Annotated in this window: 11 protein-coding genes; 5 read left to right on the forward strand and 6 right to left on the reverse strand. The window is 52.1% G+C overall.

Features of this window, described 5'->3' with window-relative positions:
• Window positions 1-13: 13 nt before the first annotated feature.
• Genes HYS22_02895 through HYS22_02905 form a run of 3 tightly spaced genes read left to right on the forward strand, consistent with a single transcriptional unit; the run spans window position 14 to window position 5,991 of the window.
• Complete coding sequence (locus tag HYS22_02895; protein MBI1909100.1) at window positions 14-1,447, forward strand: PD-(D/E)XK nuclease family protein; 1,434 nt, start codon at window positions 14-16, stop codon at window positions 1,445-1,447.
• 6 nt (window positions 1,448-1,453) lie between these two features.
• Window positions 1,454-3,484 (forward strand): UvrD-helicase domain-containing protein, encoded by a 2,031-nt coding sequence (locus tag HYS22_02900; GenBank protein MBI1909101.1) that lies wholly within the window; start codon window positions 1,454-1,456, stop codon window positions 3,482-3,484.
• Window positions 3,481-5,991: a hypothetical protein gene (locus HYS22_02905; GenBank protein ID MBI1909102.1), complete on the forward strand. Its 2,511-nt coding sequence runs from the start codon at window positions 3,481-3,483 to the stop codon at window positions 5,989-5,991. Before HYS22_02900 ends, HYS22_02905 begins: the two co-directional genes overlap by 4 nt.
• 6 nt (window positions 5,992-5,997) lie before the next feature.
• On the opposite strand, the gene dksA is transcribed toward HYS22_02905, so the two are convergent.
• Window positions 5,998-6,363, reverse strand: a complete 366-nt coding sequence (dksA, locus tag HYS22_02910) for an RNA polymerase-binding protein DksA (protein MBI1909103.1) — start codon at window positions 6,361-6,363, stop codon at window positions 5,998-6,000.
• A gap of 107 nt (window positions 6,364-6,470) precedes the next feature.
• On the opposite strand from dksA, the gene phoU reads away from it, so the two are divergent.
• Together phoU and HYS22_02920 are read left to right on the forward strand one after the other, a co-directional pair.
• The gene (gene phoU, locus HYS22_02915) at window positions 6,471-7,106 is read left to right on the forward strand and encodes a phosphate signaling complex protein PhoU (GenBank protein MBI1909104.1); all 636 of its coding nucleotides are present in this window, start codon (window positions 6,471-6,473) and stop codon (window positions 7,104-7,106) included.
• A 7-nt stretch (window positions 7,107-7,113) separates the two neighbouring features.
• On the forward strand, window positions 7,114-7,404 hold the full coding sequence (locus HYS22_02920; GenBank protein MBI1909105.1) for a DUF721 domain-containing protein: 291 nt from the start codon (window positions 7,114-7,116) through the stop codon (window positions 7,402-7,404).
• Window positions 7,405-7,415: 11 nt separating this feature from the next.
• Here the strand turns inward: HYS22_02920 and HYS22_02925 are convergent, their stop codons facing one another.
• Genes HYS22_02925 through purH form a run of 5 tightly spaced genes read right to left on the reverse strand, consistent with a single transcriptional unit; the run spans window position 7,416 to window position 12,631 of the window.
• Window positions 7,416-8,711: a DUF1015 domain-containing protein gene (locus HYS22_02925; GenBank protein MBI1909106.1), complete on the reverse strand. Its 1,296-nt coding sequence runs from the start codon at window positions 8,709-8,711 to the stop codon at window positions 7,416-7,418.
• Window positions 8,689-9,348, reverse strand: a complete 660-nt coding sequence (locus tag HYS22_02930; GenBank protein ID MBI1909107.1) for a threonylcarbamoyl-AMP synthase — start codon at window positions 9,346-9,348, stop codon at window positions 8,689-8,691. The genes HYS22_02925 and HYS22_02930 overlap by 23 nt, the downstream gene beginning before the upstream one ends.
• Entirely contained in the window at window positions 9,345-9,842 is a 498-nt protein-coding gene (gene purE / locus HYS22_02935; GenBank protein MBI1909108.1) for a 5-(carboxyamino)imidazole ribonucleotide mutase, read from the reverse strand. Before purE ends, HYS22_02930 begins: the two co-directional genes overlap by 4 nt.
• Window positions 9,839-11,083 carry a phosphoribosylamine--glycine ligase gene (gene purD, locus HYS22_02940; protein MBI1909109.1) on the reverse strand — a complete coding sequence of 415 codons (1,245 nt, stop codon included), beginning with the start codon at window positions 11,081-11,083 and terminating at the stop codon, window positions 9,839-9,841. Before purD ends, purE begins: the two co-directional genes overlap by 4 nt.
• Window positions 11,084-11,086: 3 nt before the next feature.
• Window positions 11,087-12,631 (reverse strand): bifunctional phosphoribosylaminoimidazolecarboxamide formyltransferase/IMP cyclohydrolase, encoded by a 1,545-nt coding sequence (purH, locus tag HYS22_02945; protein ID MBI1909110.1) that lies wholly within the window; start codon window positions 12,629-12,631, stop codon window positions 11,087-11,089.
• Window positions 12,632-12,666: the final 35 nt, after the last annotated feature.

A 12,666-nucleotide genomic window follows, 5' to 3' on the forward strand; every position in this document is an offset into this window, starting at 1 on the left:
AAGAGGAGTCAAAATGCCTCTAAAACTGACCGCCTACCCCACCCCCTTTCTGGAATACCGGGGGATTTTGACCCTTTGCCGTAAACTTAAAAAAGAAAGGCCCGGCCGTAAAATCGGTATTATCCTGCCGGATGGAGAAGAAAGGAATCTCCCTCCCCATCGGTGGCTCCCAGCGATCCTGAAGGGGAACCGGCAGGAAGCGGTTGAGGATTTGAGCTCCCTCACCTTTGGTCAACCAGTCCCTGAAGAGATTGAAGTCATTCTTTTTCCCTCCCTCACCACCCCCCCCTACCCCAAAGACAAGGAAAAGACTTCACCCCCCTGGTTTCAAGAACTGCTCCAGTCCAACAGGGAGTTTTATGGCTCCTACCCCCTGATGGACTCCCTGGGGCGCGAGGTGGAGAAGTCACCGTGGCTCGAGGGTGGTTCACCCAAGGAAAGTGAATTTGAATCCCATCTGGAATCCCCCGACCTGACCAAAATCCCATTTCATCCCGGTCCAAACCTCCGTTCTCCAAAGGCCCTGGCCCTTCTCAAGGGAGAGCTGGACCAGCACCATTTCTCCGCTACTGAACTGGAGAGTTACCAGAATTCCCCCTTTCAACATTTCGCCAAATATCTGCTGAAATTAAAGCCGGTCAAGGAGCGAACACCGGAATTGGACCCGGGGGTTCAGGGAAAGCTGATCCATCACCTGCTGGAAGTCCTCTTTTCAAAAATGGGACCGGAAATGAAAGGAACCTCTCAAGAGAAAAACGATGATCTTGCGGTCCGTGGAATCAAGCTGGTTTGCGAGGAATTGAACCGTCAGGAAAAGGAGCTGGGGCTCCGTCGTTCCCAACTCTGGGAACACCGAAAAAGGAGGATTCTGAGGGCCATCGAAACTTTCTTCAAGGAAGAACTCGTCCGGTTGCAGGAGGGAAATCAGAGACTGATCCCGAACCATTTTGAATGGCGTTTTGGCCAAAAGGAACCGTATCTCTTCCCGACGGAGGGCGGCGCTGTTCCACTGACCGGTGTAGTCGATCGGATCGACATCGATCTGGAGAAAAAACGGTTTCTGGTACTGGATTACAAGACAGGTTCAAAGACGGTTTCCCTGCGAGAGTTCGAGGCAGGGCGGGCATTGCAGCTCCCACTCTATGTTGCCGCCGTCTCCTCACTGCTCCTGAAGGATCACCAACCGATCGGCGGTGTTCTCTGCAGGCTTCACGACCTGACACGCAAAGAGGGCTTTGTCAAAATAGAGGATTCTGAAAAATACCACTGCCTCGACTCCCGTTCACAGGCGGCTGTTTCCGAACAGGAGTGGGAGGGGATCCTCATCAAAACAGCCAAGACGGTCTCCAAGATCGTCGCCGGGATGAAAAAGGGAGATTTCCCCCAGCAGGCCGAGGAGTGTGAAGAATTTTGTGAGTTCCGGGATATCTGTCGGTGCGGGACGTAAAAAAATATGCCTTTGACTCTAGACCAGGAAACAGCCATTTCAGTCAGCGACACTAACGTCATCCTGATCGCCTCCGCCGGTTCCGGCAAGACCTCCGTCCTGGTAGAAAAATACGCGGCCCTTTTGGGGCAAGTGGAGCCGCAGAATATCCTGGCAATCACCTTCACCGAAAAAGCGGCCAAGGAACTAAAAAACAGGATCCAGAAAAAACTGGGGTTGGCACCGGGAACTCTGGACCAGACCGTTATCAACACCTTTCACGGCTTCTGCGCCGATCTCCTGAAGGAAAAAGAAGAGATCAAAATCATGGATGAACACCTGACCACGGCCGTTCAGGCACAACTGATTCATGACGGTCTCCTCACCCTCCTCGAAGAGGAAGAACCGTCGACCATCCGGATGATCGCCGAATTCGGTTTTCATCGAACCCACAACCTCCTCCTCACCGCCTTTGACGAGTCCTACAACCTGCGACACTGGTGGTCCCAAAAAAAAGAAGATCTCCGGGAAGACCCGCTCATCGTTCCCTTTTTCGAACTCTTCGAAAAAATCCATCACCGCTACCAATTAGAGAAAAAAGGGAAAGGGCTTTCCGATTTTGACGACCTGGAGGAAAAAATAATCCATCTGCTGGAAACCAACGTTCCAGAAAGGGAAAAACTCCAGAACCGGTTCCGCTTCATCCTGGTGGATGAATTCCAGGATACCAGCCCGATCCAGACGCGACTTCTCGATCTCCTGCACCAGTCCGGCAAGAATCTCCTCTTTGCCGTCGGCGATCCTAAACAGTCAATCTATCAGTTCCGCGGTGCCGATCTCAGTCTCTTCAAAGAGAAGATCCGACAAATCAAAAATGGGGAGGGAAAAATACTCTACCTCCGTGATAATTTCCGCTCTTCACCCGCCTTGATCGAACCGATCAACCGCTTTTTTGAAAAAGTCCTTCCCCCGGAAGATTTTCAACCGATGCTCCCCCGAAGCGAGAAGGAGGGACTGGGGATCCAGACGCTCCCGCTGATAGAGGTCCAAAGCGCCTCCGAAAGACGGCTTCAGGAGGCAGGAGCCATCGCCTCAAAAATCATCGAACTCCGTCAAGAAAAAAGAGATTTCCGGGAAATGGTCTGTCTCTTCCGGACACGAACAGCGATCCCTCTCTTTGAAAAGGTCTTCCAGGAGCACCAGATCCCCTGCCATGCCGTTTCCAGAGGGGCTCTTTTCGAGGCCCAAGAGGTCCTTGACCTCGTTAACCTCCTCAAGGTGATCGCCAATCCCAATGATACCCTTTCCCTCGTCGGGGTCCTGCGCTCCCCCCTCTTCGGCCTGACCGATGAGGAGATCTTTCTTGGGTGGCACACCCTTGGGTGGCACACCCTTGAACAAAGAGCAGGGACACTCCTGAAAAAATATCACTTTGCCAAAGAGCTCAATCAATGGTCCAAAAACAAAACCATCAGTGCCCTTCTTCTCCACCTCTGTGAACTCTCATTTTTGGAGAAACTCTTCCGGACAGCTCAGGAGACCGCCAATCTCGAACGGCTGATCGCCCTGGCAGAGTCGTTTGAGGCGCTTGGCGTCACCACCCTGGCACAATTTCTCACCACCGTCGAGGCGCTCCGGGAGGCCGGCACCCGGATCCCGGAGGCCTCACTCTTCGCCCCGAGCGCCAACTGCGTCCGACTGATGACCGTTCATGCCTCAAAAGGCCTTGAATTTCCTATAGTTTTTATGACAGACCTCTCGTACCGACCGAGGACCGATTCACCGCTCTTCCAGTTCCATCCGCAAAAAGGGATCGGCTTCAAACACCTTTCGGAAGATTCCCAAGGACTCAAGGATCACTTTGAAAAGAGCCCTGAATATGAGAGATTGGAAGAAGAAAAAAAGAAGAAGGGAAAGGAGGAATCGATGCGACTCCTGTATGTTGCCATGACGCGGGCCCAGGAGGGACTCTTTCTCCCACTCACGCCGATCAACGGCAATAAAAAGGGGATCACTTGGAACGACCTTCTGGTCCCCTTATTTCTGGACAAGGGATGATCCCTTCCCTTCCTAAAGAGCTTCTGGATCAAGCCGCTTCCCCACGGGAGGCAGGGCACTTTTTTTCGGCCTGGTTCACAGCCTACCGTCAGGAAAGGGGAAATCCGCCTGATTTAAAACATCCCTCGGGCTCAAAAATCCTTTCCCTCTTTGGGAATTCGGCATGGCTTTCCCAATTCCTCGGCAATCACCCCCTTCTCTACGATTCCCTCGGTTCCTCCCCCTTCCTCACCAAAAGAAAAGGCCTGGAAGACCACCGGGAGGACCTTCGACAAGTCCCCAAGGGTGATTCACCCAAGGGTGTGCCACCCAAGGGCGATTCGCCCACGGGCGACTTTCATTCAAACCTCCTCCTCTATAAAAACAGCGAGCTTTTAAGGATCGCCCTCCGTTCTCTTGAAATCGGCTCTTCTGAAGAAGAAATCGGTCACGAACTTTCCGACCTGGCCCAAGCGATTGTCGAAAAGGCCCATCAGGTGCTGGGAGCCATTCATCAACGGGAATTGGGTCTTCGAAAAATTCCCCTCTGTTGCCTCGGTCTTGGAAAACTGGGAGGCCAGGACCTCAATTTCAGCTCCGACATTGATCTCCTCTACCTCTATGGTGACGATGAAGAACGAGGCTCTGAACTCTCCACCCACGAATACTTTGTGAAGCGGGTTGAAAGAGAACGGCATTTCCTGAGCGACAAGACCGATTCTTTCCTCTATCGCGTCGATCTGGATCTTCGTCCGGAAGGGAAAAAAGGGACGCTTGTCAATTCACTCCCCGCCCTCGAAGAGTATTACGAAACCTGGGGGGCGGAATGGGAGAGAATCGCCCTCATCAAGGGACGATGCCTCGCCGGTGACAAGCCACTGGCCGAAAAATTCATCAAGATGGCCCACCCCTTTGTCTGGCGGAAAAGCTTCGAAGACTCCGCCTTGAACCAGATCAAGACAATCAAGGAGAAAAGTGATGCCCTTTTGAGAAAAAAAGTCGTTCCCACTTTTCATGTCAAACTCGGGAGCGGCGGAATCCGGGAAGTCGAACTATTCGTCTGGATTTTTCAGTTGATCTTTGGCGGCCGCCACCCGCAACTCCAGGAAGCCCATACCCTTCAAGCCCTTCGCCAGCTCAAGGCCCTCTCCCTCATCCCCGCCAGGGAGACCAAACAGTTGGAAAAGGCCTATCTTTTCCTGCGGCGGATAGAAAACCGACTGCAAATGCAAGAGAACCAGCAAATTCATCAGATTCCGGAATCAGCCGAGGGACAGGAGGCCCTCGCCCGTCTCCTCGGTTACCCCCAGGAAACACGAAAAGCGGCCCGCAAGGCTTTCTTGGAAGACCTCGAACAAACACGGACCTATGTTCAAAAACATTTCGCCAGTCTCTTTGAAAGAGGACCTAAAAAACAACGCTCCTGGAAGGAAGAGCAGACGCTCAGGCTCCAGTCAGAATTGGAGCCGCTACCGACTGTTGAAGAAAAATTCGACAGCCTGCGCCTCTTTAAAAAAGAGGTGACCGGTGAAATCATTCAGGAAGACCAATCGGGAAAACTTTCTTTTACGAACTTTCTTGTCAGAAATACAGAACTGGCCGAGGTGATCCTCCAGGAGGCCTATCAGATCGCCCTTGCCGAAATGGCCGCCCGCTATGGTCCCCTGAAGGGAGAGGGACTCGCCATTATCGGCATGGGAAAGCTGGGGGGAAGAGAGTTGACTTACCGGTCGGACCTGGACCTCCAATTCCTCTATGACGAAAATTCCTACAACAAAACCCTGTCCCTTCAGGAATATTTTGCAAAACTCGCTCAGAGGGTCCTCTCTTGTCTGACAATCATCACCGAACAGGGATGGGCCTACAAGATCGACACCGCCCTCCGTCCTTCGGGAAGCGCCGGTGTCCTTGTCGGTTCACTGGCCTCTTTTCTGGAATACCACGAAAAAGAGTCAAAAACCTGGGAAAAACAGGCCCTTCTCAAGGCGAGACCGGTTGCCGGCGACCCTTTTCTTTGTGACAAGGCCGCCGTTTTTCTGAAAGGGATCCCGTTCCGCTTTCCCCCCTCCCCTTCCCTCCTCCAGGATATCGCCTCTCTCCGGACCCGGATGGAAAGAGAGATTGCCAGAGAGACCGAGTCATCCTGGAATTTGAAGACAGGATACGGCGGTATTGTGGATATTGAATTTCTGACACAAGGCCTGCAACTCCTTCATGGACGGGATTTTAGTGAATTGGCGGAGCCCAATACGCTCCTGGCCCTTGAAAAACTCTCAGGACTCCAATTTCTCACTCCCCAGGAGACCAATGACTTGAAGGAAGGGTACCAATTCCTCCGCCGTCTGGAAACCGCACTCCGGCTCCAATTGGAGAGCCCCACCGATTGTCTTGAATTAACCGCTCCCTGGCTCCCCACGATGGCAACAGCCCTCAATTTTTCTTCAGCAACGGCACTTGTCGACGCGGCCCGCTCCTGGAGGAAAAAAATTCGCGGCCTTTATGAAGGGGTGTTTGGAAGTCGGGGCTAGACGCCCTTACTCGGCAAAAGTTCTCTCTACCTTCTCCTGCTCTTCCTTGCAACGAATGCAAAGGTCAGTCACCGGGCGGGCCTCAAGCCGTTTGATGCCAATTTCTTCACCGCATAACTCGCAGACCCCATATTCTCCGGCATCCATCTTGGTCAAGGCCTTGTCAATTTTCTTCAGAAGGACGCGTTCGCGATCTCTCAAACGGAGGTTCATCGACTGATCCGCCTCCGAGGAGGCGAGGTCGACCTCATCCGGAAGGTCCTCCTGCGTAAAGCCGATCCCCTGTTCCTTGGTCTGTTCGGCCGCCTCCAGAATCTTCAGCCGCCGCTCCTGAAGGAGCTCACGGAACTTCTTCAAATCCTTCTTGTTCATGGTAAAAATGATTCGGTATTTCCCAATTTTTGTCAAGCGGATTCACACTAACCATACTAACGATTTGCCCTTGCCTCGCCCGTCAGAAGCGGTGTATGGAGGGTTCGATGAATCACAGCCTCTCTCCTCTCAAGAAAAAAATGGAACAGATGAGCACCCTTGTGGAGGAAATGCTGGAAACCGCCATGAAAGCCCTGCTGGATCATGATTCCAAGGCAGGTCGTCAGGCGATTGAAAAAGACAAGGTGGTGAACCGGTTTGAAAAAGAGACCGATGATCTTTGCCTTCGCCTCCTCTCTGATCCTGCCCCCGATCCCAAAGAACTCCGGTTCATTATCACTGCGATCAAAATCAATAAGGATATGGAAAGAATCGGCGATCTGATTGTGAATCTCGCCGAGCGGGCCCTTGAACTGAATGAACAACCCCAGTTGAAACCGTATGTCGAACTTCCGAAAATGGCGGCCACTGTCCAAAAGATGATCCATGAAAACAGCAAGGCCTTCCTTCAGCAGATCCCCTCCAGGGCGAGGCAGACCTATGAGACCTACAAGGGGATTGCCAAGCTCCGCCGGGAGATTTTTTACGAGCTCCTCGATTTCATGATCAAGGACCCAACAACAGTCGCTCGGTCAGTCCGCCTTATTTCCATCGGGCGGTATCTGGAAAGGATCGGGGATCATGCCGCCAACAGCGCCGAGCTGATCGTGGCCTTGTTTGAAAACAGGATTATTCGCACTTAAACAGACAATGAAGACGATCAAGGAAATCCTTGAAAAATCTTTCGAGGGATCCCCCGTTCTGGATATCGCCCTCCTGCAAAAGAGTTGGCCGACATTGGTTGGATCCACCGTAGCCCAGAATTCACAGCCGGTCTCTCTTCGAGACAAAAACCTTTTTATCTGGGTTAAGAACTCTTCCTGGATGACGGAACTCTCACTGATGAAAGGTGAAATCCTTAAAAAAGTCCGTGAATCGAGGGGGGACGGAAAAATAGAAGAGATCCGATTTGTCCTGAAAAAACCTGACCCTTCGACTTAGCTCAGGGTGTCTTAAAATTTATGAAAGACAAGCCCGGAGAGGAGTTTGGGGTAAAAGAAGGTGGTCTTTTGCGACAGCCTCTTCCCTGATTCCGAGAGCGCCACGACATCCTTAATACACGGTGGGGAGAGAAGAAAACCGGCATCCGCCGTGCCTTGGGTGACTTTGCGGATTACAGACCTCCCCTCCTTTTCAAACGCAAAATCCTTTTCGATTGAATTTTTATCCTGAGCGATACCAACAACCCGCGGCAGAAATAATTCGTGAAGAAGCGTTGTCCCCATCACCAACCGCTGAGGGTCCAAACCTTTGGCCAGGGAAGAACGAACAAGACGGGAATAATCGGTTTCAAAAAGAATCAAGGGTGATTGGGGGAGCACAACTCCCAAGGCCATTTTTTTTGTCTTCTCCAGACTTTTTAAAAATTCCATTTTTTTCTTAAGGGGAAAAAACCGAACCTTAAAAATACCGGCCGTCTTTTTCTGGATCTTCTCCCAATCCCAGGAAAGGGGGGAATGGTACAAGCGGTGTGTCGGCAAGACCACAAGTCCCGGGTCATCAATATTGGAAAAAAACATCATTACAGAACGGGAACCGGGCAACCGGTTCCCTCTTTTCATCTTTCTTCTCTCTCGGGAATAGGCCAGCGCCGTCTCGTACCGGTGGTGGCCATCGGCAATGGTCAATCTTCTTCCAGAAAGAAAGAAGCAGACGGACCTCACAACCGCAGGATCAGAAATAGACCAGAACTGATGATGAATGCCGTCATCCGTCCTCAGATTAAAAAGCGGCTTGCCTCTAACAATCTTTTTCAGAAGTTGATCAACTTTTTTCCGGGGATCGGAATAGAGGGAAAAAACAGGGCTCAGGTTTGCCTGACACTCCCGGAGAAGCCGGAGTCTGTCACGCTTGGGAGCAGACAGGGTCTTTTCATGGGGAAATACCGACCTCCCCCAAGGTTCAAGGCGGCGCAAGGCGAGCAATCCCTTGCGTAATATTTTTCTTTTCCCGATACGGAAGGTCTGGTGGTAGAGGTAGAGGGAGGCTTGCCCATTCTGGACCAGGACCCCGCTTTTCAGCCAGGCCCGAAAGGTCAGCGCCGCTTTTTGGTAAGGCCTCTTTCCGCGGGGCAGGATAAGGTGAATAACATTGTAAGGATGGCGCCCCGCAAGCCTCTTCCGCTCCTCCGGTGAAATGACATCGTAAGGGGGGGCTACAACCTCCTCCATCTTCGAAATTCGCCGCGGATTATAAAGAACACCCCGAAAGGGAGAAACGGCAAGATTAGCGGGCATTTTCTTCTTCATTCGCCTCTTCAAAAAATGGAAACAACACCTCGCCCCTGATAATCCCCTCCCGAATGATGGTCAGTTTGTCCTCGGTGACATCCACCACCGTGGAACCCATGGAAGGGGCCAGTTCACCACCGTCAATAATAAAACCGATCTTGTCCCCGAAATAATTTTTGAGGTGTCTCACATTGAAGGAAGGAGGGAGTCCGGAGAGATTGGCCGATGTCGTTGTCAAGGGATACCCCAATCTTTTGACAAGCGCCTGGGCGACAGGGTGAGAAGAGATTCTTATCCCGATCTTGCCGGTATTGGTCGTCAGACTCTTGGAAACGGCACTGGTTGTCTTGAAGAGAATGGTCAGGGGCCCTGGCCAAAAGTTGTCCATCAAGAGAAGGGCCTTGTCAGGGATATCGGTGACATAGCGAACCAGCATATTGCGGTCACTGACGACAACGGCAATCGGGTTGCTATAATCCCTCCGCTTCAGATCAAAGAGCCTCTTGATCGCTTGTTCATCGGCGATATTAACCCCCAAACCGTAAAAAGTTTCTGTCGGGTAAGCGACAATCGCCCCCTCACGGAGGGCAGAAACGACACGGTCGACCCTATCTGGTTCGGGATCCTCAAGATTAACGGTAATAACCTCACTCACTGCCGCCTCAACTTTTTGTCTTTCTCCACCACATCACGTTCCATCTTCTTCCGGTAACTCTCCAGACGACGACGAAGGGAAGCACTGGAAAGGGCCAATATCTCAACGGATAAGAGGGCCGCATTCTTGGAACCAGCCCTGCCGATCGCCATCCCCGCAACGGGGACGCCACCTGGCATCTGGACCGTCGAGAGAATTGAATCGAGCCCTTTCAAGGAAGAAGAATCAATCGGGACACCCACCACAGGAAGTGTCGTATGGGCCGCCACGACACCGGCCAAGTGGGCCGCCGCACCGGCACCGGCAATCAGGACCTTCAATCCCCGTTTGGCCGCAGTTTCGGCATAAAGTATCGTTCGCTTGGGAGAACGATGCGCCGAGGTAATCACCATTTCATGGGCAATCTTGAAATCCCCCAAAACCCTGGCCGCCTCCTGCATGATCTCAATATCCGAATCGCTCCCCATCAGAATACCAACCACCGGCTTTTTCATAACCCAATATCCTTTCTGTAGCAAACCCCCTCCCACCGAATTTTGGAGATGGCACCATAAGCCCTCTGGCGCGCCGCCGCAAGATCTTTTGCAAGGGCGGTCACTCCAAGCACCCTCCCCCCGGAGGTCACGATTTCTCCCCGGTTTTGTTCGGTGCCGGCATGAAAGACAACCACCTCCGGTCCTGTCAAATCAAGGCCGGAGATCGGTTTTCCTCTCTCATAGGGACCGGGATAGCCCCCGGAAGCCATCACCACACAGACTGAGGTTTCTTCCTTCCACCTCAGTTGTCGCCCCGACAATTTTCCCGAGAGAGAGGCCTCCACCAGATCAACAAGGTCATCCTCCAAGCGGGTCAAGATTACTTGAGCCTCCGGATCACCAAAACGGACGTTGTATTCCAGGACAGTCGGCCCCTTTTCGGTCAGCATCAACCCGGCATAAAGAACCCCACGGAAGGAACGCCCCTCTTGTTCGAGTCCCTTCAGGGTTGGACCGATAATCCCCTCCATCACCCTGGCCTGCATCTTCTGGTCCAGGTAAGGGGATGGGCTAATCGCCCCCATTCCCCCGGTGTTGGGCCCTTGATCGGCATCCATCAATCGCTTGTGGTCTTTGGCGGTCGCCAGAGGAATCACCTGCTGGCCGCTGGCGAGGACCATAAACGAGGTCTCAATCCCCTTGAGACAATCCTCAACAATAACCTTCCGTCCTGCCACCCCTAACCCTTTTTGAATAAAAAGAAAATCGAGCGCCTCAAACGCCTCCCTCTTGGTCATGCAGACAAAGACCCCCTTGCCGGCGGCCAGACCATCGGCCTTGATCACAATAGGGACCCCTTCTCTTTCAACATACCTTCGCGCCGAGACAGGCTCCTCAAAAACCTGAAACCGGGCCGTCGGGATCTTGTGCCGCATCAGGAATTCCTTGGTGAAAACCTTGCTCCCCTCCAGAATCGCCGCCTCGGGTTTTGGGCCAAAAACAGGAATTTTTTCCCTTTCAAAAAGGGGGACTATCCCTTCACAGAGAGGGGTTTCAGGACCAACAACGGTCAAGTCTATCTTTTCCTTTTTGGCAAATTCAAGGAGTCCCTTTAAATCTTCAGTTTTGATGGCGACTCGCCTGCCCTCCATACCGGCATTCCCTGGAGCCACATAAACCTTCTTGACCCTTGGACTCTGGGCTATTTTCCAGACCAGGGCATGCTCCCGACCTCCTGAACCAACAACAAGAACTTTCATAGGTTAGTGTCTGAAATGACGGATGCCGGTAAAGACCATAGCGATCCCCGCCTTATCTGCCGCTTCGATAGACTCCTGGTCTTTGATAGATCCCCCAGGTTGGATAATCGCTGTCACTCCAACTTTAGCAACCTCTTCCACATTATCCTTGAACGGAAAAAAAGCGTCTGAGGCGAGGGCGGTTCCTTTTAAGGAACTCTTTGTTTTAATGATCGCAATCTTGGTAGAATCAATCCGGCTCATCTGGCCAGCGCCAATCCCAACCGTACACAACCTCTTGCCCTCTACAAAAACAATCGCATTCGATTTGACATGTTTCACCACCTTCCAGGCAAAAGAGAGGGCCTGCCACTCTTCTTCTGTCGGCCCCCGCCTTGTCACCACCTTCGCCTTTCGAATATCCTCCTGGCTCAAATCACTTTCTTGAACAAGCAATCCCCCCACCACTTTTTTAAAATCCAATCCGTTAAAAAATCCCCCTCTGTCCCCATTTTCCTCCAAAAGCCGGATGTTCTTTTTTCTCTTCAAAATTTCCAGCGCCTCCGGCTCAAATCCCGGGGTAATCACCGCCTCGTAAAAATCCTTGGCAATCTCCTGGGCCAACGGTTTATCAACGACCCTGTTGATGCCGATCACCCCTCCAAAGGCCGACAATGGGTCGCAATCGCGTGCCCTCACGAAAATTTCCTTTAATTCTCCCTCTCCCCCAACAGCCACCCCACACGGATTGTTATGCTTGATAACCGCCACCGCCGGCTCCTGAAACTCACGAACCATCCCCAAGGCGGCATCAAGATCAAGGATATTATTGAAAGAAAGTTCTTTACCGTGAAGTTGTTTGGCAGTCGCTACCGACGGCACCGGATTCTGATCCCTGTAAAATGCCCCCTTTTGATGGGGGTTCTCACCATAACGAAGATCCTGAACTTTCCGAACATGGTAGTTGAAGGCCTCGGGAAAAAGGTTATCCTTCCCTCCAGTGAGGTAATTGGTAATCGCCCCGTCATACCGCGACATCAAGGCAAAGACCTTTTTGGCCAGCCGGAAATTGGTCTCGGACGAAACACCGGGCAACTCCCCAATGAGGGAAGGGTAATCTTCAGGGTCGACAACCACTGTTACATCCTGCCAGTTCTTGGCCGCCGCCCGGATCATCGTTGGCCCGCCGATATCAATCTGCTCAACAGCTTCTTCCAGCGAGACATTCGGTTTTGCTACCGTTTCCTCAAAGGGGTAGAGATTAACCACGACAAGATCAATCAGTCCTATGTTTGACTTTTTGAGTTCCTCAAGGTGTTTCGCATTAGACCGGATCGCGAGGATCCCACCATGAATACGGGGATGGAGCGTCTTTAACCGTCCATCCAGAATTTCCGGCTGGCCGGTGTAGTCACCAACCTCAACCACCGGTATCTTGTTTTCTTTCAGGAATTTCGCCGTCCCCCCGGTGGAAAGGATTTCAATCCTGAGGGAGGCTAGCTTCTGGGCAAACGGAACCAGCCCATTCTTATTCGAAACGCTAATCAGGGCCCTTTTAATGACTGGCATAGGGGCCTCTTCTTACCGCAAAATAAAAATTGCGC

The sequence above is a fragment of the Deltaproteobacteria bacterium genome (genome assembly GCA_016177765.1).
Taxonomy (GTDB): domain Bacteria; phylum UBA10199; class UBA10199; order JACPAL01; family JACOUP01; genus JACOUP01.

Coding starts and splice junctions, on each gene's coding strand:
- HYS22_02895 (MBI1909100.1), top strand. CDS start 14: ATGCCTCTAAAACTGACCGCCTACCCCACCCCCTTTCTGGAATACCGG.
- HYS22_02900 (MBI1909101.1), top strand. CDS start 1,454: ATGCCTTTGACTCTAGACCAGGAAACAGCCATTTCAGTCAGCGACACT.
- HYS22_02905 (MBI1909102.1), top strand. CDS start 3,481: ATGATCCCTTCCCTTCCTAAAGAGCTTCTGGATCAAGCCGCTTCCCCA.
- dksA (MBI1909103.1), bottom strand. CDS start 6,363: ATGAACAAGAAGGATTTGAAGAAGTTCCGTGAGCTCCTTCAGGAGCGG.
- phoU (MBI1909104.1), top strand. CDS start 6,471: ATGAATCACAGCCTCTCTCCTCTCAAGAAAAAAATGGAACAGATGAGC.
- HYS22_02920 (MBI1909105.1), top strand. CDS start 7,114: ATGAAGACGATCAAGGAAATCCTTGAAAAATCTTTCGAGGGATCCCCC.
- HYS22_02925 (MBI1909106.1), bottom strand. CDS start 8,711: ATGAAGAAGAAAATGCCCGCTAATCTTGCCGTTTCTCCCTTTCGGGGT.
- purE (MBI1909108.1), bottom strand. CDS start 9,842: ATGAAAAAGCCGGTGGTTGGTATTCTGATGGGGAGCGATTCGGATATT.
- purD (MBI1909109.1), bottom strand. CDS start 11,083: ATGAAAGTTCTTGTTGTTGGTTCAGGAGGTCGGGAGCATGCCCTGGTC.
- purH (MBI1909110.1), bottom strand. CDS start 12,631: ATGCCAGTCATTAAAAGGGCCCTGATTAGCGTTTCGAATAAGAATGGG.